The following is a 22,422-nucleotide window of genomic DNA, read 5'->3' on the forward strand; positions in this document are numbered from 1 at the left end:
AGATTCCCTCGCACGGAATGGCAAGGGTGCGGCAGTGATTGTCAGGCGGCTTTCGCTGTCCTGCTGTTCTCTTTCAGCCGTGCCGTCCGTGCCTCCTTGATGACGTCGTGTGTTGCCCGAGGCGCGAGCCAAGCCCGCATCACGGCGGTCTTCTTCACGGTCTCGCCCAGGGCAGCGAACATCGTGTCGCTGATCGCCTGCTGCTGGCTGCGCAGATGTTCCTCAAGCAGCTTGTGACGGGTGATGTAACCGGCATTCACGCCTGGAATGGCGTGGTTCATGAGCAGCCGCGCGTCGAACTCCGACACGCCGGCGGTCGTGGCGATCGTCCGATAGCTCTGCCGCAGATCGTTGCCCCATTTCGACAGGACTTTGCGAGCTTCCTTCTGCTCGACCAGATGGCCGGCGGCGCTGTCCGCAGGAAAGACCCACGCGCGCGCTTCCAGCGGATGCAGGAAGCGGCCGAAGCGCATCGCCCGAACGAGGCTCAGGATCATCTGCCGCGACAGCGGAATGTCGAACGCGCGCTTCGCCCCGCCCTTCGGCTTCGGGATGTGCAGCACGCGCCGGCGCAGGTCGACATGCTCCGGCTTCACCTCCATCAGCGCGGTGGGCCGGCATCCCGAAAAGAGGGTCATCAAGTGAAACTCGCGCCGGATCGGGTTGCCCATCGCCGCGACCTGCATGAACCAGCTCGCCAGGTCTGCCGGCCCCATTCCCGAGTCGCGGCGTTGCTCCTGATTCCAGTCGATCGCGTTGACCGGGTTGTCGGCCGGCAATCCCCGGTTCGTCTTGCGCGCGTGGTTGTAGATCGCCCGCAGCGTCCGCATGCTGCCGTTCGCGATATAGGGACCGCTCTCCTTCGTGATCTCGTCGTGCTTCGTGGCGACCTGGGCCGGATCGTCAGCAAGTTCGACCAGCGGCGTGTCCAGCCAGTCCTTGAAGATGCGCTCGACATGATCGCGATAGCTGTCGATCGTCCGCTCGCTCCGACCCTTGCGCACCATATGCGCGTCCCTGTAACGCTCCCAAGCGGCCCGCAAGGTGATCCCGACGATCGACGACGGCTCGGCAGTCGACCCCTCGGCCTCCTCCTTTTTGGCAAGCTCTTCGGCCTTCGGATGCTGGCCCCGGCTGATCTTCGCAAGGTATTCCTTCGCCGTGGCGCGGGCCTCCCGCGTCGGCGTCTCCTTTGCATCGGCGATCGTCACCGTGATGGAAGCTGCCCGCTTGCCGTCCTGGCGCAAATCGCCCTGCACGGCAAACGTCTTCCGACGCTTGCCGACGACAACGTAGAAGCCCTTCAATTCGGTGTCGCGAGCGCGATACTGGCCGCTGGTCGCCCAAGGCAGCCGGGCCACGTTCTTGTCGTTCAGCAGGATGCGAATATCGGCCACAGGTCGCTCCGGAACCGGCTTAAACACCGGCTTAATTTCGATTGCCCTCTTTCAGATTCAGAGTCAGGAGGGACGAGAAAAAGTTTCTATGCCGGTTTTAAGCCGGTGATGGACTCCTGTAAAGTCCAAATGTCCGACTACGACGATCTGCGCGCGAGTACGAAATCCGACTATTTTACAGTTAGTTGATACAAAATTAGAGAGGCAGCGCGGGATCGGCAGAAGAAGACCGTTTTAACTACGAATCTGGGGGTCAGAGGTTCGAATCCTTTCGGGCGCGCCAATATTTTCAATGACTTCGATTAATATTTTAGGCCGGGTAGCGGACTAGATGTCGGCGATTAGTCTGCGGAGATTTCCTTCTTTCTGCTCCAAGGCTCCTGAGAATACGTTCGGTGTGTGCCCGAAGCGATCATCTCGCACGCACTCTGGCGATGGCTGAATCGGGGCCGACAGCAGTCAGTCCGCTTCTAGACTGTCTTCACGAATAGCTGCCGTCCCGGTCGCGACCCCGCTTCCCGGCCTCATTGCCGACTGGTTTTGCACTTCGAAGTGGACTAAGGGGAAAGCACCCGACAGTCTGAAAAACGAGCGGCCGAAAGAGGCATCACCGCGCACGAAGAGTGGGTGTCTCTCAGACAAACTCGAAGTCGGCCTCGCACACAGCGTTTTCCATGCCGGCCTCTATTCGGCGATCAGTCCAGATCCGAAAATCTCTCCATTGCCGCCATCTGTCAGGCCAAGATCGGTGACATGCGGGCCAGGGTTGCAGGCAAGGCTTGCACCGATGATCGCCTTGATGATCGTAAATGGCTGCGCCCAATCGACCCGGTCGCCGATAGCTGCGCGCAGCTCTCGCAGATTCGCGGCGACGTCTACCGTCGCACTTTCGGCAACAAGGCCGCAGACGGGAAGCGGCAAAACCGCCAGCACACGTCCTTGCGCTACGACCGCCATTCCACCGCCAGCCTCGATCAGCGTGTTGGCGGCGAGCGCCATGTCAGCGATGTCGCGGCCGAAAACACAGAGATTGTGACTGTCATGAGCGACTGTCGTGGCGATGGCGCACCGCCAGTCTCCCCAGCCCTGCAGCACGCCGAGCCCAGGCGTTTGCGACGCCTGGCCATGGCGATGTATGACGGCCATCAGCAGGCCGCCGTCGGGCAGTGAGGCTATCCCCTCCCGCACGGCAAGTTCGGCTTCGGCCCACTGCGTGAAGCGCGGCGTATGCACCGTACGAAAGCGGGCCGCACCATCCCCGACGCCCGGCACCTTGAGTTCGAATTCGGCCGGCGAGAGCGGCGACAGGCGCATCGTTCCCGTCGGCAGTTGGGCGGAATCGGGACGCAGTTCCATGACCAGACGGTTGCGAGAGGCGACCATCTCGCCAGATGCGAAAACCGTATCGGCAACGAAGCTTTCGAGATCGTCCAGCAGAACGATGTCCGCGCGACGGCCGGGCGCAATGAGGCCCAGATCGCGGCGGCCGATACGGCGTGCGGCGTTGAATGTCGCCGCGCGCAATGCATGAACTGGATGAAGTCCGTAGCGGACGAGGCGGCGCAGCACGTCACACATGCCACCGGCCTCTACAAGATCGTCGGGGAACACGTCATCCGTGCAGATCGTCAGCGTGGGAGGCATGATAGGCAGGCTGTTCAACGCTTCCACCGCGCCCGGCAGCACCGCATCATGAGCGCCCCGCAGCTCGATGTCGAAGCCAGCGCGGATTTTCTCCAGAAGATCGGCCCCCGAAACCATTTCGTGATCCGATTCGATGCCGGCCACGGCAAAGGCCGTCAGTTTCATGCCAGCAAGATCGCGCGCATGTCCGCAGACGAGCTTGCCGCTCTCCAGCCCCGCTTGCACCACGCCGGTCATGCGCGGGCTGCGATCGAGAACGCCGCGCATATCCATCACTTCCGCCACGCCGGCGACTTCCGGCCAGGACAGCATCTGGCGCATTTCGTTTTCGCCGAAGGATGCGCCGGCCGTCTCGATGCCGGGTGCCGACGGCACGCTCGACGGCGCGAGGACCAGGATGCGCAGCGGAAGGTCGCGACTCGCCTCTACGGCCCAGCGGACGCCTTCCAACCCAAGCACGTTCGCGACCTCGTGCGGATCCCAGCAGATCGTCGTGGTGCCCTGCGGCACGACTGTCTCGGCGTAGCGGCGCGGCGTCACCATCGAGCTTTCGATATGGAGATGCGTGTCGATGAAGCCGGGGGCGACGATCTTGCCATGCGCCGCAACGTGCCGAATCGCATCGGTCCGCGTGCCGGTCGCGTGCACGCTGGCGATGAGCGGCCCGACCAATCCGACATCCGCCTGCCTCAACTCGCCACTAGCCATATCGGCGACAACGCCCCCTTCGATCAGCACATCGAACGGCGCAGATCCGAGCGCGGCCCGTACGGCGCGGTCGCGCAGTTGTTGATCGTTAAGATCGCAATTCACATGCATGGGAAAGCTCGTATCTATGAAGGTTGCGGAACGGCTGGCCGGGAAGAGCGACGGCGCGGGTCCGGCACCGGAGTGGCCGCGACGAGCGTACGCGTATAGGCATGGCTCGGTTGCCCGATCACTTGCGCGGCGTCACCCTCCTCGACGATCTCGCCGCGCAACATGACAAGTGCGCGATCTGCCAGCGCGCGCACCACGCCAAGATCATGCGTGATGAACAGATAGGCGACGCCTTCGTCTCGCTGAAGATCGCGCATCAGCGACAGGATGTTCGCGCGCACGGAAACGTCGAGTGCCGAAACCGGCTCGTCGGCGATGATAAGGCGGGGTCGCGACGCCACGGCGCGCGCCAGGCCGACACGCTGCCTTTGGCCGCCGGACAATTCATGCGGATAGCGGTTCTGAAACAGCGCCGGCGTAAGGCCGACGCGGTCCAGCAATTCGGCGGCGCGGTGGCCTGCTTCGTCGCGTCCCATGCGCAGATTGTAAAGCAGCGGGATCATCACGCTCGAAAGGATGGTGCGGCGCGGATTGAGCGAGGCGCCCGAATCTTGAAAGACGACCTGAACCTCGCGGCGGAACGCGGCAGCCTCGTCATGCGTGAACGCGCCGACATCGACACCGCGATAGCGGATATTCCCCACATCGGGGTCCGTCAGACCGAGCAGCATCCGGCCGAGCGTCGACTTCCCGCTACCGCTCTCGCCGACCAGCGCGACGAATTCTCCCGGCAATATCGCCAGCGTCGCATTGTTGACGGCCGGACGTGGCTCATCCGACTTGAACAGCCGAGCCCATCCATCATTGAAGCTTTTGGTCAAACCCGCCGCCTCGATGATCGGGTGTGGCGGCGTCGGGGCGAGAAAGCGGGACGCCGATGCTGGAAGACTCTTATGCTGCGACATGGGACCAGGCCTGTTTTGCAACAGCTTCGTTTGACCGCCAACATGCATCGGCCGAGCCTGGATCACGAAATACCAACGGCGGATCTCTCATCTCGCACGGATCGGCAAGCGATAGCGGGCAACGTGGATTAAAGCGGCAGCCGGTCGGAAAGGCGCGTGGGTTGGGCACCCGGCCGGGTACGGAAAAGAGTTCGGAATCATCCTTCAGGACGGGAAGAGTGCTCTTCAAAAGGCCCTGCGTGTAGGGGTGACGCGGATTTTCGAAGAGATCGTATATTCCGGCGGTTTCGACGACGCGTCCAGCATACATGACATAGACACGATCGCAGGTTTCAGCGATGACCCCCAGATCATGCGTGATGAGCAGGATGGACAATCCGAGTTCGTCGCGCAGCCGCATCAGCAATTGCAAAATGCCCTTTTGCACCGTCACGTCGAGCGCGGTCGTCGGCTCGTCCGCGATCAGCAAGGCTGGGTTCATTGCCAGAGCGGCGGCGATCAGAACGCGCTGGCGCATACCGCCTGACAATTCATGCGGATATTTGCGGGCGACCCCTGCGGGATCGGGAAGCTCCGTCAGCGCAAGCAATTCCTCCACCCGTGCGCGAATCGTTCCGTCATAGCCGTGGACACGCAGCGCCTGGCCGACCTGATCACCGACGCGCATGAGGGGATCGAGAAAGCTCGACGGATCCTGAAACACCATGCCGATATCGCGTCCGCGCATTTTGCGCAGTTTGCGCGCTTCCATCGTCCGTAGATCGTCGTTCCTGAACAATACGCGCCCGGCGGAGATGCGCACGGCGTTCGACGGAAACAGGTCGAGAATGGAAAACGCAGTCAGCGACTTGCCGCAGCCGGACTCGCCGACAATGCCTACTATTTCACTTTGTCCGACAATGAGCGACACGCCGTCGACAATACGAAGGCTGTCACGGTCGCGCTGAAGATCGATGCAGACCTTGTCAAGTTCGAGCAACGGTTGGGGCATCATTCGGCCTGACGTAATTTCGGGTTGAGCGCATCGTTGAGCCCGTCGCTGAAGACGTTGAAGCTCAGAACGACCACTGCAATGGCGAGACCGGGAAACACGGCCATCCACCACGCCTGACGCAGATATTCCTGTGCCTGGTTGAGCATCGTACCCCACGATGGAAGGTTCGGGTCGCCAACACCGAAGAATCCCAGGCCGGCCTCCAGCAAAATCGCCGAAGCGATGGCCAGCGCCGTGACGACGACAATGGGTGCCGCGACATTGGGCAGGATTTCGCGAAGAATGATCGCCCGCGCGCTCATGCCGCCGACCCGCGCTGCCTCGACGAAGGTGGCCTCGCGCAGCGACAATACCGACGACCGCACAATCCGCGCAGTCTGTGGCCAAGAAAGGAAGCCGATCACCAAAATGAGCTTGAACAGGCCGGTCCCAAACAATGCGACGACGATCAGTGCCACTACGAAGCGCGGCAAGGTCTGGAAGAATTCCGATAGCCGCATCAGCACGGCATCCGTCCAGCCGCCAAAATAGCCGCTCAGCGCGCCGATCAGGACGCCGATCGACAAGGCGCTCAGGGCCGCAAGGATGCCGACGCTGAGCGATACGCGTGCGCCGAAGGCGAGTTGCGCCCAGACATCGCGGCCGAGATGGTCGGTCCCGAGCGGATGGCCGGCGCTTAGCGGCGGCAGCAACGACACCGAGCTGCCGACATTGGGGTCATGGCCCACGAGCAGTGGTGCGAATACGGCGATCAGCCCGATAACGAGGATCACGATCAGCGCCGCGACCGCCATGGGCGAACGCAGCAAATTACGTATAAAGGAACGCCACGGGCTAACGCTTGCGGCAAGCCCTTCACGCGCTTCGATTCGGGTTGCAGCAACGCTCATCGGTATTTGATCCTTGGATCGATTAGTCCGTAGATGATGTCGGTGACGAGATTGGCTATAACCACGGTCGCCGAGATCAGCAGCAAAATGCCGACCATTACCGGATAGTCTCGCGCCGAGATCGACGTGAAAAGAAGCCGGCCGATGCCTGGCCAACCGAACACAGTCTCGATCAGCGCCGCGCCCGCCAGCACGAAACCGACATTGTACCCGATCACTGTGACGACCGGCGCGGCGGCGTTACGTAGCGCATGGACATAGAGAACCGTGCGCTCGCCCGCACCGCGCGAGCGTGCCGCGAGTATGAAATCGGAATTCATCACTTCGACCAGGCTTGCGCGGGTGATACGCGAGATCAGAGCGAGATAGCGGAAGGAGAGCGCCAAGGCGGGCAGAACGAGATAATGCGCCTGGCTAAGGATCGCGCCGAACCCCTCACCGGGTGCGCGCAGCGACATGGCGCCCTGCGACGGGAACCAGCCGAGGCCAACCGCGAAGACGACGATGAGGATTTGACCCAGCCAGAATTCCGGGATCGAATCGCCCGCCACCACCACGCCTTGAATGGCCCGGTCGATGGGCTTGCCTCGATGACGCGCGGAAATGGCGCCAAGGAATATGCCGACCACGCTGGCAAAAACCAGCGCCGTCAACGTCAATCTGAGCGTCGCGCCAAGCCGATCTAGCACAAGATCCAGCACTGGCTGGCGGTTTGCGAAGGAAAAGCCCAGATTACCTTGAAAGACCTGTCCGACATAGATCAGCAGGCGCTCGAAGACCGGCTTGTCGAGCCCGAATTCGCGGCGGATTTCCTCTATGTAGCTTTCGGGTACCGGGAAGTCCCCGATCAACACGTTGACCGGATCGCCCGGTGCGAACTGGATCAGCGCGAAGTTGAAAACGACGACGAGCAGCAACAGGGGAATCGCAAGCAAGAGACGCTTGGAGACGAAAACTGCGAAGGAGTGAGCGTTCATGGGGACCAGCCGGCGTCGTTACGTTACTGCTCCATCCACACGTCGTCCCATCGCGCGCGCGCATCGACTGACGCAAACAATCCGTGCAACGTCTTGGCGGCGAGATCGGCGCCTTGCCCTTCGAAGAGATCAAGCAACGGCAAATCCTGATCCAGGATACGCTGGGCCTGCTTGTAGATTTCGCCGCGCTTCTCCCGGTCCAGCTCCGCAGTTGCCTTGTTCAGCAATTCGTCTATTTCCGGATTGGAGTAGCCTGATGCATTTGTATTGACCGCATTGGTGCTGTTTGTCAGGTAAAGGCGATGGTAGCCGATTGCCGGGTCGCCACTGGAAAAATAGGACAGAATGGCGATGTCGAAGTCGCGGCGCTCATAAAGACGCTGGACCAGAACGGTGTTTTCCACCGGCTCCAGCACGGGGTCGAGGCCGATCGTAGTCAGACTTTCGCGGATCAACTGGGCCGTCGTGACGAGTTGCGGTCGTGTCGCCTCGTAAAGAATGCGGACCTGTGTGCCGGGCTCTATACCGGCCTCTGCCAGCATCTCCTTCGCTTTCTCCGGATCGTAGGGATAGAGCGTCCCGTAATTGACCTCGGTGTCCACCATCCATGGAAAGCCATCGCCCCATGCGCCGGTGCCGGGGCGGCCGAAGCGGTTCATCACCTGCTGCGCCATGCGCTGGCGATCGACCGCGAAGGCGAGCGCTTGCCGCGCTTCCCTTGTCGAGAATACAGGGCCATCGGTGTTCATCTTGGCGAGATAGAACGCCGGAAGACTGCCGCCCTCACGAACCTGGAACTGCCCGCCATCCATCAGCCGCGGCAGATCGGTCTTCGCAAGATAATAGTCGGCGGCGAAGTCTATCTCGCCAGTCTCGAGAGCCGCGACACGGCCGGCAGGTTGCGGGATGATCTGGTAAATGATGCGATCGAGATAAGGCTTGGGGGCAGCCCAGTAGTCCGGGTTTCGCTCCAGCGTGATGTTCAGGCCGCGGTTCCACTCGGAAAGCTTGAAGGGTCCGGTACCCACGGGGCTCTGATTGGCGGGATTGGTTCTGAAGTCCGTGTCGCGATACACATGGGCGGGGATGATCGGCGCATCCATGACCGTCAGCTGACGCAGAAACGGCGCATAGGGCTGGTTGAGTTCGAACGTAACCGTAATCGGATCTGGAGCCTCGACCTTGAGATTCAAACGCTCGATCATGCTTGCGGCGCGCGGATGGTATTTGGAAAGCGCCTCATCGAACGTGAACTTCACATCGGCGCTGGTGAAGGGGTTGCCGTCGTGCCATTTCACGTTATCGCGAAGTTTGAACGTATAGAGCTTGCCGTCGTCCGACACGGTCCAGTTGCTCGCCAACAAAGGTTTCTCGATCGATTCCGGGTCAAGCCAGACAAGACCTTCGAAGATTTTCGCCTTAACGTCCTCGGCGTTGTATTTGCCACCCTCCGCGCCGCTCAAATTCTCTGGATCAGCATCGAGGGCCATGATCACAGTGCCGCCGGATTGCGGCTCTTGAGCATGTGACGGCATCAGCGCTGCGACAATGAGCGCGGCTGATAGCGATATGATTTTGGAGTGCATGATGACGTTCCCATTTGCGACGGGCGCATTTTTTTGCATTCTCCGTCAGATTGTTTGGTATACCAAACACCAAATATGGATTTGGTCAAGTGCGCAGTGGGGGCTTTGCACTCAAAAGGGTATGCGAATGGCCGTTCGTTCGCAGCCGCTGACTTTCATTCGACATGATTTGGGTATACCAAGAACCATTGCGCGATGGCGTCCGATCTTGCAAAGACTGCCCCTTATGAGGGCAGATGGAAGCCCGACTGCCCTTCGAAAGAACGATAGATGGAATATATCAATTCAGGCATGGTCGATCTGGAAATCCCGACCCAAACCGTAAACCAGCGGGCCTATGATCGGCTTTGCGAACTGATTTTCTCAGGTCACTTACGGTTTGGAGAGCGGCTGGACGAACGGATACTTGCCGAGCGGATGAAGATCAGTCGCACGCCCATCCGCGAAGCGATCGGTCGGCTCGCGACTGAGGGCATTATCGAACGTCGCCCCTATCAGGGGAATTTCGTGCGCAACTTCACGCCGCTCCAGATTCACAACCTCTACGAGGTTCGGAAGGAACTGGAAGGTCTCGCCGTTCGTCTGGCGCTGGAAACGGCGACTGGCTCCGAAATCGATGAACTGGGCCGTATCATCGGTGAATGCCATCAGGCGCTTTCCGACAATCGCCTCCTCGATTTCGAACGGCTCGACCAGCAATTCCATGGCTTCCTGACAGGTCTGTCGCGCAATGAGACGCTGATCGAATGCCTCGAAAACCTGCGTCTCAAAGTTCAGCTGGCGCGGCATTATGCAAATGAAGCGCCAGACGCCGCGCAACGCACTGTCGCGGAGCGGAATGCCATCCTGAAGGCATTCCGCGAAAAGGACGTCGAAACTGCGGTTGCTCAGATGAAACTGCACATCGACGGCGCGCGCGAGGCTTTCGCAGAGCGGGTCTCGAACGAGGAACTGCCCGCTAGGTCAGCGTGATTGCGGGCGAAGCGCGTTGCTTCGCCTGCACCGGTATCAGGCGGGATCGCTACTCTCTTCTTCCGACACGGTCGTGCGGTACGCGCTGGAGAAGCAGATTGCCAACTCGGCGATATCGTCGCCGATATTGCGCGCATTGTGCATGACGCCGGCAGGAATGGTGATGGTATCGCCTTCCCGCATCTCCACTTCCTTGTCCTCCCAGGTGTGGACGATGTGCCCGCGCCAGACCGATAGCACTTCCTCGCAGTCAGGATGGAGGTGTCTGCCGTTCTCCTGACCGGGATCGATGTAACAGATACCGACCGTCATCAGTTCGGAGTTCTTCTGTTCGGCCGAAACCTGCCAGATGAGCTTGCCCCACGAAGTCGGTTGAACATCATGGGCGGACGCCCGGCTGACTTTGGTTTCGATATCAAAATCTTTGCTGCTCATCACTCACATACCCTGGCTGATCTCGACCGTATCGCCTTCGGACAGAAGGGCCGCTTCGTAAACGCGCGTCAGATCCAGCGCGAATTCGAGAGTGCCTATCGTTGCCGGCTGCGAGGCGAGGATCGATTCGAAGAAATGGGCGAGTTCACCGTAAAGGCCCTGCGTGAACACCGCCTTGTTTTCCAGCGTATTCAATCCGTCCTGTGCTTCCCAGACGATGGCGCCGCCGGAAAGTCCGGGGGGTGCGAAGGAAGTGCCGGTTGCGTAGGAAAACTCTATACCGCGCTGATAGGAGAGGCGGCGGGAGTTTTCGATTTCGATGCTCTGCTTGTCAGCGTAGATGACATAGCGCTCGAATGGCTGGAACATCGGCGCGCCTTGGGCGAGATGGAAATTGCCGATCGTGCCGTTGGCGTGATGAATGATCAGCGCGCCGCCCCCATTCTTTCCGCGATGGGTCGTCACTGCGGCAGCGGGCCCGCCAAACTCCAGAAACACTGAGAGCGGATGACACCCATTGGCAAGCCAGTTCGTTGCTTCCCGCTCGTCCAGCACCTTTCGGCCGTTCTCGGGAATGGACATGGGATAGGTACCGACGACGCTGCGAAGCGGCCCCACTCCGTCCATAGCGAGAATTTCCTGCGCCTTTCGAAGCGCCGGCATGAAAGCCTTTTTGTAGCCCACGACGCTCACGCGGTCACCGCGCGCCGCGACCATCTCCTCGACTTCGCTGGCGACCATCGCCGCCGGCTTCTCCATGAAGACATGAAGGCCGGCCTTGAAGGCCGCAATCGTCAGGGCCGGATGCATTTGCGGAGAAACGCAGAGGATCACCGCTTCTATGTCGGCCTTGGAATACATTTCCTCGGCAGAGCCATAGCTTTCGGTTGCACCATATTGTTTGGCCGTCGCGGAAGCGCGGTCTAAGTCAATATCCGCCACAGCCACGAGATCGACCGGCAGGTAGGTCAGCGTGGGAAAGATATTGCGGTAGCTGTGCGATCCCGCGCCGACGATGCCGATCCGTATACGGCGCTTGGCCTCTCTCAGATATTCCATCATTCCACTCCCGGGACGTTATTGCGCAGGAAGTCGATGTCCCGCTTGACGATATTGCTGTAGTCGTAGTCGGGCTTGTTCTCACCATGCTGCGCCGGATTGATGCAGATGACGGGGGATACGCCGTCCGCGACGACCTTGCTGGTGATCTCGACGACCGGCCAATCGGCGTCCTCGAGAGCCACGTTCCAACGCAATTTGCGGTCGTCTCCTTCCGTCGCGCCTCCCTTGACGTGGTAGTATTGGATCAGCGGCCTGAGCTGTTCGTAGACCTCAAGCGTCGGAAAGACCCCGGTCGCCCACTGGTTCTGCACGTCCCATGTGAAGTCGACGCTGTTCTTTCGGTCGAGACGATCGAAGAATTCGACGATCTCGCCCGGCTGGGACAGCATGCATTTGAACGCTTCGTTCTCGATCGTGGGACGCAGGCCGGCATCCACGATGCGGTCTACCGCCTCGCGGTAAACGTCGAACACCCACGGATATTTCTTCTCGATCAGTTCGACGGCGTTTTCTCCAGGCTCGCGGGACGGTAGCTGAGCAGCGATGATGCGCATCACCTTCGGCTTGAAAATTTTGCCAAGTTCGATGAGGTGCCCGAGCTTGCCGAGATGTTTTTCCCGAAACAGTTCCTCGCCCTTCTCGATCTCCTCGAAGAAGGTGCTGGTCGACATGCAAAATACGTCGAGACCGCTGGCGTCGATCGCTTCGCGCGCACGCTTGGCGGAATCGAGATCCACATTCGCTACCCAGTTGCCGTAGATGCCGTCCCGCAGGTCGAGCCATTTCAGGCCCCATTCCTTATGGATGGCCAACGCCCGATCAAAATCCGGATCGGCCATTGAATTCAGAATTGTAAGCTGACTTGTCACGCGATGTCCTTTCTATTGCGCCGGCATCAACCAAACGCTACTGATTTGAATTTGCGCATGTTTTCGGTGATGGCCGTTTCTGTGGGCAGGCGTTCCATGCTGGAGGCGCCAAAGAAGCCTGAGACGCCTTTCGTGCGCTGCAGCACGTAGGCCGTGTCGTCGGGCGTGGCGATCGGACCGCCATGGCACAGCACGATGACATCGCCGCGCTCTGCAATCGCCGCGTCCCGAATATCCTGCACGAGGCGGACCGATTCATCGAGCGACAGCGCCGTCTTCGCGCCGATGGCGCCAGATGTGGTCAATCCCATATGCGCGACGATCACGTCCGCCCCGGCTTTCGCCATCGCAACCGCCTGTTCCGTATCGAATACGTAGGGCGAGGTCATCAGGCCGGCGTCATGCGCCATACCGATCATCTCGACCTCGAGATCGAAGCCCATGCCCGTCTCTTCCAGGTTCAGCCGAAACGTGCCGTCGATCAGCCCGACAGTCGGGAAATTCTGAACCCCGGCGAAACCTGCATCGGCGATCTGCTTCAAAAATACCGGCATACGGCGGAACGGGTCAGTGCCGCAGACGCCGGCGAGAACAGGGGTGTCCCTGACGATCGGAAGCACCTCGCCCGCCATCTCCATGACGATGGCATTCGCGTCGCCGTACGGCATCAGACCGGCCAGAGAGCCGCGGCCGGCCATTCGGTAACGGCCGGAATTGTAGATGATGATCAGATCCGCGCCTCCGGCCTCGGCACATTTCGCCGACAGACCCGTACCCGCACCGGCGCCTACTATCGGCCGGCCCGCCTCGATTTGTTTCCTGAGGCGGTCAAGCGCTGCCGTCCTGTCAACCATTCGTCGCTCCTTGTTTTTCATTACTCATGGCATCGACAAGCTTATCGACGAGCGCCCGTGCAAATGCGGGGTCGTTGATGTCCGTATCGATTTCGTGAAGCTCCACCGCATCCGAAAGATGCGCTTTAATCGCCGCGATCAGCGCGTTGTCGGCTTCGGGATCATGGAAAACCTGACCTTCGGTCGCGATAAGCGAGATTCCGCGCAGCGGGATGAGAAGTTTGCGCGATCCGCTGCCGGCGGAAAGCCGCTCCGCCAGCCGCTTGCCGAGTTCGGAGCATTCCTCCGGGGTCGTTCGCATCAGGGTGATGGAGGCGTTATGCTCGTATAAGTTGCGGCCTTCGAACTGCGCCGGAACGCTGTCGCGCGGGCCGAAATTGACCATATCGAGAGCACCAAGGCTGACAACCTGCGGAAGGCCGGTACGGCCTGCGGCTGTCAGGCGCGTCGGTCCAGCCGAAAACACGCCTCCAACCAGTTCGTCGGCGAGCTCGGTCGTGGTGGTGTCGAGCAAGCCGACAAGCATTCCGGCGTCGATCAGTGCCTCCATCGACTGCCCGCCGGTGCCGGTGGCGTGGAAGACAAGGACTTCGTAACCCTTCGCCTCCAACAATTCGCGCGCCTTCTGCACGCAAGGCGTCGTGACCCCGAACATGGTCGCGCCGACCAACGGTTTGTCCTCGGCGTCTTTCAGCTCTCGGCCGGGCGTCGCCATGCCGGCGATTGCCCCCGCCGCGTTTGAAAGAATGCGGCGGGAAATCTTATTGATGCCGGCAATATCCACGACGGAATACATCATGGTGATGTCGGTAGCGCCGACATAGGCGCGGGTATCGCCCGAAGCGACTGTGGAGACCATGAGCTTCGGGACGCCAACAGGCAGCGCGCGCATAGCTGCCGTGATCAACGTCGTGCCGCCGGTACCCCCAAGACCGATGATACCGGCGAGTTCTCCCTTTTCATTCAGGTCGCGAACGATGGCCGCGGCGCCCTTCGACATCGCCTCGACGGCCGCGCCCCGGTCATTGCCGGCGACGAGTTCGTCAAGCTCGGCACCGGCCGCGCGGGCAACAGCCGCACGGTCGATGTCGGGTGTGAATGACGGCTCGCCCAGCACACCGGCGTCTATGACCGTCGTCCCGACGCCGCGCGCCGCCAGTTCGTCACGCAGGAAGGCGTATTCCGGCCCCTTCGTGTCGAGCGTTCCAAGCAAAATGACCGATGGCATGGTTTCTCCTCCCTTTCGTCTTCAGGCGGTCTTCACTTCAGGACGGCTTGCAGCGCTTGCCAGTTCCTCTTGCTGCATCGCCTCGACCTGATTGCGGCCGCCCATCATCACCGCTCCAAGGACCTGCATGACGATGAAGGGAACCGGCAGGAGGCGGACGAGCGGATCGCCGATGTCGAGTCCCGACATGAAGAGCGACCAGAACAGCGCCGCACCGCCGCCGAGGCTGCCAATGACCAGCAGGACCAAGCCGACCCCAGGCATGAAGCCGCGCGATACTTCTTCGGGCTTCATGATTTCCGTCCACAGCAGGCCCCATTTGCGGATGCGCGGCTCGAGAATTTTGAGGACGAAGGGGCCGCCGATCACGGGCGCGACGAGGTTGCTGATCAGAACCGCGGTGGCGTAAGCGTGCGGAGGCGCCAGACGCAGCAGCAGGCACACCCACCAGGTCAGAATCACCACCGTGCCGAACGCCTTGAGCACGGCGATGATTTCGAAGCGCACCAGTTTCTGAAAGGAATTCAATCCGACGCCGAGATCTTTCGACGGGCTCAGAACGCTCCAGAGTTTGTAGGACACGAAGCCGGTGAAAAAGTTCGAGAAGAAGCCGCCGACCGCCCCAGGGCTGAGCGTGCCGAAGAAATCGCCGATAAGATTGCCGATCGCCGCGCCCCAGGCGCCCGCCGGCCCGAACAGAAGGCCAAGCGCAATCGGCAAGACGCCGGCTACACGAAACGAGACATGGCCCGGAATGATGGGAATGCTTTGGAAGGGGATAAGTACCGCGGCGTAGATGGCGGCGCAGAGCGCCGTCAGCACGATCATGTTGGTGTGCCGCCACATCGTAAAAACTTCAGTCATGACGCGTCTCCGGTGTTCCCATTGATGTTATTAGCCTCGGTAGCCTTCGATGCCGCCGTGGCCTTCGAGGCGAAGCCAAAGCGCTCCTGCGAGAACGATGACGCTGGCGGCAACCACCAGCGCATCGTTGCGCCCGAAACGGGGATTCAGGAAAAAGGTCCGCACGCCGCCGGCATTGAAGCCCTTGGATTCAAGCGCCATGGCGAAGACCTGGGTCGAGCGTATCGTCGAGATGAAGATTGGCACCACGATCGGCGTAAACTTGCGCACTCGCGCAATGATGTTGCCTGAATCGATATCGTGCCCGCGCGAACGCTGCGCCTGCGTGATGACCAACGCGGTTCCCAGTATGGTCGGCACGAGACGCAACGCCGTGGAAACGGCGAAGCTGATGCGGTAAGGTACACCGAACCGCACAAGCGCCAGCGCGATCTCCTCGTTCGTCGTCGTCGACAGGAAAACGAGCCCCGCGATGATCAATACGTTGAGGCGCAGAGCCACCGAGATGCCGTATGCCAGGCTTTCCTGCTCCACAATCCAGAACAGCGGAGTGTCGCCCGGCGCGCTGACAGCGAACAGGACTGCGGTCACCACGGCGATGACCAGCAGCAGCCTCCACATGCGCAGAACGTTTGGCCACGCCCGCGCCAACGTCACGAGCAAGAGCTGGAAGGCGAGCACACCGACATTATAAAGGGGATCCGCGAAGCTGAACGCGAGGACGAAACTCGCCATCAGGAGCAGCACTTTCGTACGCGGGTCGAGGCGATGGAGGAGGCTGTCGCGGTCCAGATAAAGGTATACGTTCACGAACGATTTCCTCCGTTTGTCAGCGAAAGCATCTCGGTAACGGTCAGGACCGGGTAGCCGAGCCTGTTGCCAAGCGACACGATCGGCGGCGGTAGCAGAAACATGTCCTTGAGCACGTCTTCTTCAGCGAAAACCTGTCGCGTCGGCCCGTCCTCGACGAGTTTGCCGCCCTTCATCACCAGCACCCGGTGGGCGAATTCGCAGACGACCCACATGGCATGGGTGACGATGATGATGGTGGAACCCTGTTCGTTGAGACCGCGCACCAGTTCCATCATTCCGCGCTGCTCGAGATAATCGAGCCCGGTCGTCGGCTCGTCGAGGATCAGCACGTCGGGACGCATCGACAGCACGGACGCCACGGCGACGCGTTGGCGCTGGCCTTTGGTGAGCGAAAACGGGTCTTCCTGCTCGAAACCGGCAAGCCCCACTGCGGCGAGCGCTTCGGTGACGCGCTGATGAACCTCGTCGTCTTCAAAGCTGCGCTTGCGAAGGCCGAACGCGACCTCGTCGAAGACCGTGTCGGAGAAAATCTGGTGATCGGGATTCTGGAAAACGTAGCCGATATGCTCGCCGAGCTCGAGAACACTCGAAGTAGCGGCGTCGCGCCCGACAATGCCGACGCGGCCCGACGTCGCTCTCAGCAACCCGTTGAGATGTTTGATCATCGTCGTCTTTCCGGAGCCGTTCTGGCCGAGAACGGCGACGAATTCGCCACGCCTGACGGTGAAGGAAACGTCATCGACCGCAAGAAGCCCGCTTTCGTAGCGGTGACCGAGATTGGAGATTTCGATCATCGGTTCGCCATAGGTTTCTCGGCGAAGGGCGTCACGCCCGACGCAGTCGGCATGTGTTGCCGAATCTATCTTCAGCCCGTTCTCGCCGAACTCGGCCAGCGCCTGCTCGACCGTCAGGGCGCGCGCAGACGTCTCGTAGCCGAGCTGGCAGAACAGGTCTGGAATCTGCAGCGGCATAGCCCGGATTTCGCGGAACAATTCGACCTCGCGCAACACGTCCTCCGCAGGGCCGTCTCGAAGGATCGCACCCTTGTCCATCAGCACGACGCGCGTCGCGCTCAGCGCCTCCGGTGTCTCGTGTTCGACGACGACGAGTGTCTTGTTCTGACTGCGCAACGCATTCGCGATCGTAAAGACTTCCTGCTTGCCGACAGGATCGAGATCGGTAGTCGGCTCATCGAGGCAAAGCACGGTCGGCCCGGCGGCCAGTACGGAGGCAATGGCCAGTCGCTGCTTCTGGCCTCCTGACAAGGTTGCAGGCTGGCGATTGTCGAAGCCTTCGAGATGAACCTGAGAGAGAGCGCTCTCGACGCGCCGTCCGATTTCCTCGCGTGGCAATCCGAAATTTTCCGGCGCGAACGCGACCTCGAGCCTGACATTGGTCGAGAATAGCTGTGCTTCGAAATCCTGAAAGACCATCCCCACATGCCGCGCCATCTCGCCGACCGTGGTGGATCGCGTCGAGATGCCACGTATGAGAACCTCACCTTCCATCTGGCCACGGGTCAGATGCGGGATCAGTCCGTTGAGCGCCTGGCACAGCGTGCTTTTGCCGGCGCCGGAAGCGCCCATAATGACTACGAACTCTCCCGGCATGATGCTGATATTGAGGCCATGCACGGCCGATACCTGCGTCCCCTTATAGCGAAAGCCCAGCTCGCGGACGTCAACTGCCGGCAAAAGCTCTGGGGCATTCACATCCTCCGCAGAACCCAAGGGTTGTAAATTCATCCAGGCGACCCTCTTTTTATATCTTTTGGCGTATTGTATACCAAATACTGTTCATGGCAACATTGGATCCCGGTCGCTCATCATGCCGGCGGTTACCGGCGCCGACAGGAGACCCGAATGGCAGCATCAAGATTTCGGACTCGAACGAAGATTTCCACTGCATCGACGTGGCATCGTCCGTCCATCTTAGGAGCGAGCAGCAGTGGGGGGATTCGCCTTTTATCGGTCGTCGTGAACAAGAGCATTTCGCCTGCGCTCGACAGTGTCGGCCCAGGAGATTTCGACCGGCTGGTCGATTATCAAGGCGTCCGGTATCTGGCGGTAAGCCAGCGGAAGAGTTTCAGCACGGATTCCATCAGCGTGGGTTGCGCATGAACGAAACCGTGCCAGAGCGCCTTATATTTGAGCGAGGCGAACGTCGTGACGGCGCGGTCCTCCTGTCCGGTCGGCTCGAGCTCACCAACCCGCCTGAAGACATCGCGGTCCGCTTCCGCCACTGGGCCGCGCATGTGCCCGGCCGTGTGCTGATGTCCGCACGTTCAAACGGAAATCGCTGCTCTCTCACCTATGCCGACGCCCTGAGTGACGCACGTATTTTGCGCGCTCGTCTGGTCGAGGCAGGACTGCGGCCGGGCGACAGGGTTGCAACCCTGCTGTCACCTGGTCTGGATGCGTTGCGATTACGGCTCGCCTGCCTGCTGGGCGGGTATGTCCATATCGCCCTGCCGCACTACCCGTTTCGAGATATCGAGTGCTTTCCTCCGGTGGAAGGAGAGGCTGCCCGGCTGTGGCGGATCGTAAAGCCGGAACTCATCGTCGTCGCACACGATCATCTTTCCAGAGGAAGCGGGTGCGCACTTGCACTGACAGACCTTCCGGAAACAGCGATGGCCCTTCCCGACCATGAAGGCGAGCCGGGTGACTGGAGCGCCGTTTTCTTCACCGCCGGCAGCACCGGGGCGTCCAAAGGCGTGCCGGTGACGCGCGGCATGATCTCGTCCTGTCAGTCCGCCTGCGCCGCCATGTGGCCGTTCCTTCGCGAACGCCCGCCTGTTCTGGTCGACTGGATGCCGTGGAACCACGTATTCGGCGGCCTCGACAACCTATTCAAGATCATCTGGAATGGCGGCACCCTACATCGAGCTTCCGCACCGTCTGAAGAAGGGGTGGATGAATTGCTGGAGCTGATGGCGGAGACCGCACCGACCATATCGATCGGCGTGCCGCTTGGCCTGCGGCTCATGCTCGACCGTTACGACCATGATCCCGAGCGGGTCGCGCCGGGCTTCCGCAATGCGACGCATATCTTTTTTGCGGGCGCTGCGATGGACCCTGCCTTGTGGAGTCGTCTAGGAAGGTTTGTCATGGACATGGAAGTCCGTTTTGGCACCCGGATTTCGATTCTGTCGGGATACGGCGCCACCGAAGCGGCCTCCACCATGTGCCTCGCGCCCTCCGATGTACCGACGCCGGGAATTCTCGGCTGGCCGCTGCCCGGCCATGAGATCGCTCTCGTTCCCGTCGATGCCGGATACGAGATTCGGTTTCGCGGACCCAATCTTGCGCCCTGCTATCTTTTCGAAGATGGCGTCTCGCCGCTACCGCTGGATGAAGAGGGCTTCTATCGCACCGGGGATGCCGGCATTCTGGATGGCGACGCGCTACGTTTCGACGGGCGTCTCTCCGAGGACTTCAAGCTTTCGAGCGGCACGAGAGTGCGTGCGGGCGCCTTGCGGGCTGCACTCATGGAGCGGATCGGCAATCTTGCCGATGACATCGTGCTCGGCGGTGAAGGACGTGATGCCATCGTCGGTCTCGTTTTCGCCAAAACACCGGACCCGAGCAACAGGCTCGCGTCAATCCTGGCAGAATGGAAGCGCGAAAATCCCGGTTCATCGATGGCCGTTTCACGGTTCGCCATTGCCGACTTCGCGCCCGATCCCGATCGCGGCGAGGTGTCCGTGAAGGGCCAGTTGGTACACAGGACTCTCCTGAGAAACCGCGCCGGCTTGTTCGGCGCCCTGTCGGACGGATCAGCCGGAACGGATGTGGAGATGTGAAGCTGCGGGAACGCGCACGCTGATGGATCTCCACATCCGAAAGCCGTTGCCGAAACGTCAAGAAAGCGCGGTCAGACGCGCAGCCGTTACTTTATCGAACTTGCGCGAGGAGCCATTCAATGCCCGACGATCTGGTACTTTGGAAGAAGGACGAACGAGATGCATTCGTCACTCTCGTGATGAACCGACCCGACAAGATGAATGCTATGAACCAGGCGCTGGGCGATGCGCTCGAAGCCGCCATCCTTCGCGCAGCGGGCGATCCTGCCATCCGTGCCGTGATCCTGACGGGCGCCGGTCCCGCCTTCACTGCGGGCTTCGATCTGGGCGGCGACGATTTCGAGATGGACGCTGATCGTTGGCGCACCGATATCGGCGAAAACATGCGCCGCATGAAGGTCGTTCGCGACGCGCAAATCCCCATCATAGCTGCAGTCAACGGCTACGCGCTCGCAGGCGGCCTCGAACTGATGATGTGCTGTGACATGACAATCGTTGCCGAGGAGGCGCTGCTGGGCGAGCCGGAGGTGCGCCATGTTTCCGCACCGCCGACGCTCATGTTACCTTGGACGGTGCCGATGATTCATGCGCGATATCTTATGTATACCGGCGACCTTATTGACGGGAAGGAGGCGGTTCGAATCCATCTGGCGAACAAGGCGGTGCCTCGCGAGCGGTTGATGATAGAAGCGGAGAAACTGGCACGTAAATGCGCGCGAATGCCGGGTGCGGCGATCGGCTACGCGAAAGCGGCGCTCAACCATACGCAGCAGACGATGGGCTTGGAAAGTTCGTGGTCCTACAATCGCGAAACCACGGCTATTCTCCATGGCACCGAAGAGGGACGCTACTGGATGCGGCTGCTCAAGCAAAAAAGCCTGAAGGAATTTCTCGACATCCGCGAGGCGCCGTTCCGCAACATGGAGTGATGGGGGCACTGGATAACAGGGGTTGGCTGCATCAATCAAGTTATGCGTATCAATCTTTGGTGCATAGTTGTTATTAGTCTTGACCTGTGCCCGGCTCTTTATCGTCGGAGGTATTTCAAACGGGGACGAATGCTGATGAACAACAGATTTTTTATTAAGATTGCGTGCACGGACGTGCCGGTTAAAAAGTTAGCACGGCCTGAATGTCAGCTTCGCGGCTAAGGTAGAGTTTGACCGAACGGCAGAAATGGGGGCGCAAAGCTGCCGGTCTGGCTCATGCTTCCTGCACACCCACATAGCCTGCGGCCTTCGCCGCTTTAACGAACTTTCGGTCGAAGCTGACGAAACCATCGCAATGCGAGGACCTGACGAGATGCAGCGCGTCGGCGAAATCCATTCCCTTCTCGGCAAGGTTGAAGGCTGCGGTCAGCATTGCTCCATCTTCGACTGTGACGGTGGGAAGGCCGGCGAAGGCCATCATTGCGCGCGCAACCTCTGTCGGACGGTAGCCATAGGTGCTGCGAAGCACCCATTCGACCTCCATCATCACTGTGACGGACGCAAAGACTGGCTTTCCGTCGATTAGCGCACGGGCACGGAGCGACTGCTTGGGGTGGTCGCCAGTGAGGTAGCGAACGACAAGGTTCGTATCAATCGCGAGCATCGCGTCGCTTCGCTTCGGCGAGTACGCCTGCATCCATCTCCTCGAGCGTCTTCGGCTTGCCGCTGTAAGGCAGCGATGCGAACACGTCCTCCGGCCGTGTTTCGGCAAAAGCTGGCGCCGGCTTCAGGAGCACGCCCTCCGGCGTGTCCTCGACCACCAATCGCGTGCCCGCACCCCATTCCCGCCGCTGCCGGATGGCGCTCGGTAGGATGACCTGTCCCTTGGTCGAAACGGTGGTGGTGAGTTTTTCCGCGCTGGCCATCGAGCTGATCCTTCTTGACGTAAGACGATCGTAAGATAGCGCTGCATGCCCCTTCGTTCAAGCCGCGCGATCGCGGCCCGCCCCTCTTTGACGCAAGGGAAGCCTCTCGATCGCTTTATTGGAGACGGAAAGAGTCGAGGTCAGACATGCGGCCCGACAAAAAATTAGTCTGCGATTAGTCTGCGGAAGCTCGCGGCGGCGGTTTCCAGGGTCTATCCACGAAATCTTGCGCTACGACGCTATTATCGCAGTAAATTTATATACTTGAATTGGCCTTGGAATTGCGCGCAGGAGAGTGGAGAAGAATAGCGGGCACCCCAAAATATACTACGAATCTGGGGGTCAGAGGTTCGAATCCTTTCGGGCGCGCCATTTCGGCATAAAACCACGAACATTTTGATTATTCATGCTCGCAAATGCGCGAGCGAGCGAACGCCTGTTCGCTACCGGTTA

At 60.4% G+C, this 22,422-nt stretch carries 20 protein-coding genes; 3 read left to right on the forward strand and 17 right to left on the reverse strand.

Annotated features, from left to right (window positions below):
• Positions 1-41: 41 nt before the first annotated feature.
• The 7 genes from ACX82Z_RS14560 to ACX82Z_RS14590 form a co-directional block, all read right to left on the reverse strand.
• Positions 42-1,397 carry a tyrosine-type recombinase/integrase gene (locus tag ACX82Z_RS14560; RefSeq protein WP_459589741.1) on the reverse strand — a complete coding sequence of 452 codons (1,356 nt, stop codon included), beginning with the start codon at positions 1,395-1,397 and terminating at the stop codon, positions 42-44.
• 684 nt (positions 1,398-2,081) lie between these two features.
• A complete protein-coding gene (locus ACX82Z_RS14565) occupies positions 2,082-3,860 on the reverse strand; it encodes an adenine deaminase (RefSeq protein ID WP_459589743.1) in 1,779 nt (592 codons plus the stop codon).
• A 14-nt stretch (positions 3,861-3,874) separates the two neighbouring features.
• On the reverse strand, positions 3,875-4,765 hold the full coding sequence (locus ACX82Z_RS14570; RefSeq protein WP_459589745.1) for an ABC transporter ATP-binding protein: 891 nt from the start codon (positions 4,763-4,765) through the stop codon (positions 3,875-3,877).
• Positions 4,752-5,756, reverse strand: a complete 1,005-nt coding sequence (locus ACX82Z_RS14575; RefSeq protein ID WP_459589746.1) for an ABC transporter ATP-binding protein — start codon at positions 5,754-5,756, stop codon at positions 4,752-4,754. Before ACX82Z_RS14575 ends, ACX82Z_RS14570 begins: the two co-directional genes overlap by 14 nt.
• Positions 5,756-6,649 carry an ABC transporter permease gene (locus ACX82Z_RS14580; RefSeq protein ID WP_459589749.1) on the reverse strand — a complete coding sequence of 298 codons (894 nt, stop codon included), beginning with the start codon at positions 6,647-6,649 and terminating at the stop codon, positions 5,756-5,758. The genes ACX82Z_RS14575 and ACX82Z_RS14580 overlap by 1 nt, the downstream gene beginning before the upstream one ends.
• A complete protein-coding gene (locus ACX82Z_RS14585) occupies positions 6,646-7,626 on the reverse strand; it encodes an ABC transporter permease (protein ID WP_459589751.1) in 981 nt (326 codons plus the stop codon). The genes ACX82Z_RS14580 and ACX82Z_RS14585 overlap by 4 nt, the downstream gene beginning before the upstream one ends.
• A gap of 23 nt (positions 7,627-7,649) precedes the next feature.
• On the reverse strand, positions 7,650-9,212 hold the full coding sequence (locus ACX82Z_RS14590; protein WP_459589753.1) for an ABC transporter substrate-binding protein: 1,563 nt from the start codon (positions 9,210-9,212) through the stop codon (positions 7,650-7,652).
• 270 nt (positions 9,213-9,482) lie between these two features.
• Between ACX82Z_RS14590 and ACX82Z_RS14595 the strand changes: the two genes are divergently transcribed.
• On the forward strand, positions 9,483-10,184 hold the full coding sequence (locus ACX82Z_RS14595; RefSeq protein ID WP_459589755.1) for a GntR family transcriptional regulator: 702 nt from the start codon (positions 9,483-9,485) through the stop codon (positions 10,182-10,184).
• 36 nt (positions 10,185-10,220) lie between these two features.
• Here the strand turns inward: ACX82Z_RS14595 and ACX82Z_RS14600 are convergent, their stop codons facing one another.
• The 8 genes from ACX82Z_RS14600 to ACX82Z_RS14635 form a co-directional block, all read right to left on the reverse strand.
• The gene (locus ACX82Z_RS14600; RefSeq protein WP_459589756.1) at positions 10,221-10,619 is read right to left on the reverse strand and encodes a cupin domain-containing protein; all 399 of its coding nucleotides are present in this window, start codon (positions 10,617-10,619) and stop codon (positions 10,221-10,223) included.
• A 3-nt stretch (positions 10,620-10,622) separates the two neighbouring features.
• Positions 10,623-11,678, reverse strand: a complete 1,056-nt coding sequence (locus ACX82Z_RS14605) for a Gfo/Idh/MocA family protein (protein WP_459589758.1) — start codon at positions 11,676-11,678, stop codon at positions 10,623-10,625.
• The gene (locus ACX82Z_RS14610) at positions 11,678-12,550 is read right to left on the reverse strand and encodes a sugar phosphate isomerase/epimerase family protein (RefSeq protein WP_459589760.1); all 873 of its coding nucleotides are present in this window, start codon (positions 12,548-12,550) and stop codon (positions 11,678-11,680) included. Before ACX82Z_RS14610 ends, ACX82Z_RS14605 begins: the two co-directional genes overlap by 1 nt.
• 26 nt (positions 12,551-12,576) lie before the next feature.
• Positions 12,577-13,404, reverse strand: coding sequence for a phosphoenolpyruvate hydrolase family protein (locus tag ACX82Z_RS14615; RefSeq protein ID WP_459589761.1), 828 nt, complete (start codon positions 13,402-13,404; stop codon positions 12,577-12,579).
• Positions 13,397-14,632 carry a Tm-1-like ATP-binding domain-containing protein gene (locus tag ACX82Z_RS14620; protein WP_459589762.1) on the reverse strand — a complete coding sequence of 412 codons (1,236 nt, stop codon included), beginning with the start codon at positions 14,630-14,632 and terminating at the stop codon, positions 13,397-13,399. The genes ACX82Z_RS14615 and ACX82Z_RS14620 overlap by 8 nt, the downstream gene beginning before the upstream one ends.
• Positions 14,633-14,653: 21 nt before the next feature.
• Positions 14,654-15,460, reverse strand: coding sequence for a QueT transporter family protein (locus ACX82Z_RS14625; RefSeq protein ID WP_459589764.1), 807 nt, complete (start codon positions 15,458-15,460; stop codon positions 14,654-14,656).
• Between the two features lie 66 nt (positions 15,461-15,526).
• Positions 15,527-16,306, reverse strand: a complete 780-nt coding sequence (locus tag ACX82Z_RS14630) for an energy-coupling factor transporter transmembrane component T family protein (RefSeq protein WP_459589765.1) — start codon at positions 16,304-16,306, stop codon at positions 15,527-15,529.
• Positions 16,303-18,054, reverse strand: a complete 1,752-nt coding sequence (locus ACX82Z_RS14635; protein WP_459589767.1) for an ABC transporter ATP-binding protein — start codon at positions 18,052-18,054, stop codon at positions 16,303-16,305. The genes ACX82Z_RS14630 and ACX82Z_RS14635 overlap by 4 nt, the downstream gene beginning before the upstream one ends.
• A 371-nt stretch (positions 18,055-18,425) precedes the next feature.
• Here ACX82Z_RS14635 and ACX82Z_RS14640 point away from each other — a divergent pair, with 371 nt between their 5' ends.
• Positions 18,426-20,114 (forward strand): AMP-binding protein, encoded by a 1,689-nt coding sequence (locus ACX82Z_RS14640; RefSeq protein WP_459589768.1) that lies wholly within the window; start codon positions 18,426-18,428, stop codon positions 20,112-20,114.
• Between the two features lie 119 nt (positions 20,115-20,233).
• A complete protein-coding gene (locus ACX82Z_RS14645; protein WP_459589770.1) occupies positions 20,234-21,043 on the forward strand; it encodes an enoyl-CoA hydratase/isomerase family protein in 810 nt (269 codons plus the stop codon).
• Between the two features lie 274 nt (positions 21,044-21,317).
• On the opposite strand, the gene ACX82Z_RS14650 is transcribed toward ACX82Z_RS14645, so the two are convergent.
• Both ACX82Z_RS14650 and ACX82Z_RS14655 read right to left on the reverse strand, forming a co-directional pair.
• Positions 21,318-21,707: a type II toxin-antitoxin system VapC family toxin gene (locus ACX82Z_RS14650; protein ID WP_459589772.1), complete on the reverse strand. Its 390-nt coding sequence runs from the start codon at positions 21,705-21,707 to the stop codon at positions 21,318-21,320.
• Positions 21,694-21,969, reverse strand: coding sequence for an AbrB/MazE/SpoVT family DNA-binding domain-containing protein (locus ACX82Z_RS14655; RefSeq protein WP_459589774.1), 276 nt, complete (start codon positions 21,967-21,969; stop codon positions 21,694-21,696). Before ACX82Z_RS14655 ends, ACX82Z_RS14650 begins: the two co-directional genes overlap by 14 nt.
• Positions 21,970-22,422: the final 453 nt, after the last annotated feature.

The sequence above is a fragment of the Aliihoeflea sp. PC F10.4 genome (assembly GCF_054612275.1).

Bases quoted from the DNA above. Each gene is read 5' to 3' on its own strand.
- ACX82Z_RS14565 (WP_459589743.1), bottom strand. From the start codon at position 3,860: ATGCATGTGAATTGCGATCTTAACGATCAACAACTGCGCGACCGCGCC.
- ACX82Z_RS14570 (WP_459589745.1), bottom strand. From the start codon at position 4,765: ATGTCGCAGCATAAGAGTCTTCCAGCATCGGCGTCCCGCTTTCTCGCC.
- ACX82Z_RS14575 (WP_459589746.1), bottom strand. From the start codon at position 5,756: ATGCCCCAACCGTTGCTCGAACTTGACAAGGTCTGCATCGATCTTCAG.
- ACX82Z_RS14580 (WP_459589749.1), bottom strand. From the start codon at position 6,649: ATGAGCGTTGCTGCAACCCGAATCGAAGCGCGTGAAGGGCTTGCCGCA.
- ACX82Z_RS14585 (WP_459589751.1), bottom strand. From the start codon at position 7,626: ATGAACGCTCACTCCTTCGCAGTTTTCGTCTCCAAGCGTCTCTTGCTT.
- ACX82Z_RS14590 (WP_459589753.1), bottom strand. From the start codon at position 9,212: ATGCACTCCAAAATCATATCGCTATCAGCCGCGCTCATTGTCGCAGCG.
- ACX82Z_RS14595 (WP_459589755.1), top strand. From the start codon at position 9,483: ATGGAATATATCAATTCAGGCATGGTCGATCTGGAAATCCCGACCCAA.
- ACX82Z_RS14600 (WP_459589756.1), bottom strand. From the start codon at position 10,619: ATGAGCAGCAAAGATTTTGATATCGAAACCAAAGTCAGCCGGGCGTCC.
- ACX82Z_RS14605 (WP_459589758.1), bottom strand. From the start codon at position 11,678: ATGGAATATCTGAGAGAGGCCAAGCGCCGTATACGGATCGGCATCGTC.
- ACX82Z_RS14615 (WP_459589761.1), bottom strand. From the start codon at position 13,404: ATGGTTGACAGGACGGCAGCGCTTGACCGCCTCAGGAAACAAATCGAG.
- ACX82Z_RS14620 (WP_459589762.1), bottom strand. From the start codon at position 14,632: ATGCCATCGGTCATTTTGCTTGGAACGCTCGACACGAAGGGGCCGGAA.
- ACX82Z_RS14625 (WP_459589764.1), bottom strand. From the start codon at position 15,460: ATGATCGTGCTGACGGCGCTCTGCGCCGCCATCTACGCCGCGGTACTT.
- ACX82Z_RS14635 (WP_459589767.1), bottom strand. From the start codon at position 18,054: ATGAATTTACAACCCTTGGGTTCTGCGGAGGATGTGAATGCCCCAGAG.
- ACX82Z_RS14640 (WP_459589768.1), top strand. From the start codon at position 18,426: ATGAACGAAACCGTGCCAGAGCGCCTTATATTTGAGCGAGGCGAACGT.
- ACX82Z_RS14645 (WP_459589770.1), top strand. From the start codon at position 20,234: ATGCCCGACGATCTGGTACTTTGGAAGAAGGACGAACGAGATGCATTC.
- ACX82Z_RS14650 (WP_459589772.1), bottom strand. From the start codon at position 21,707: ATGCTCGCGATTGATACGAACCTTGTCGTTCGCTACCTCACTGGCGAC.
- ACX82Z_RS14655 (WP_459589774.1), bottom strand. From the start codon at position 21,969: ATGGCCAGCGCGGAAAAACTCACCACCACCGTTTCGACCAAGGGACAG.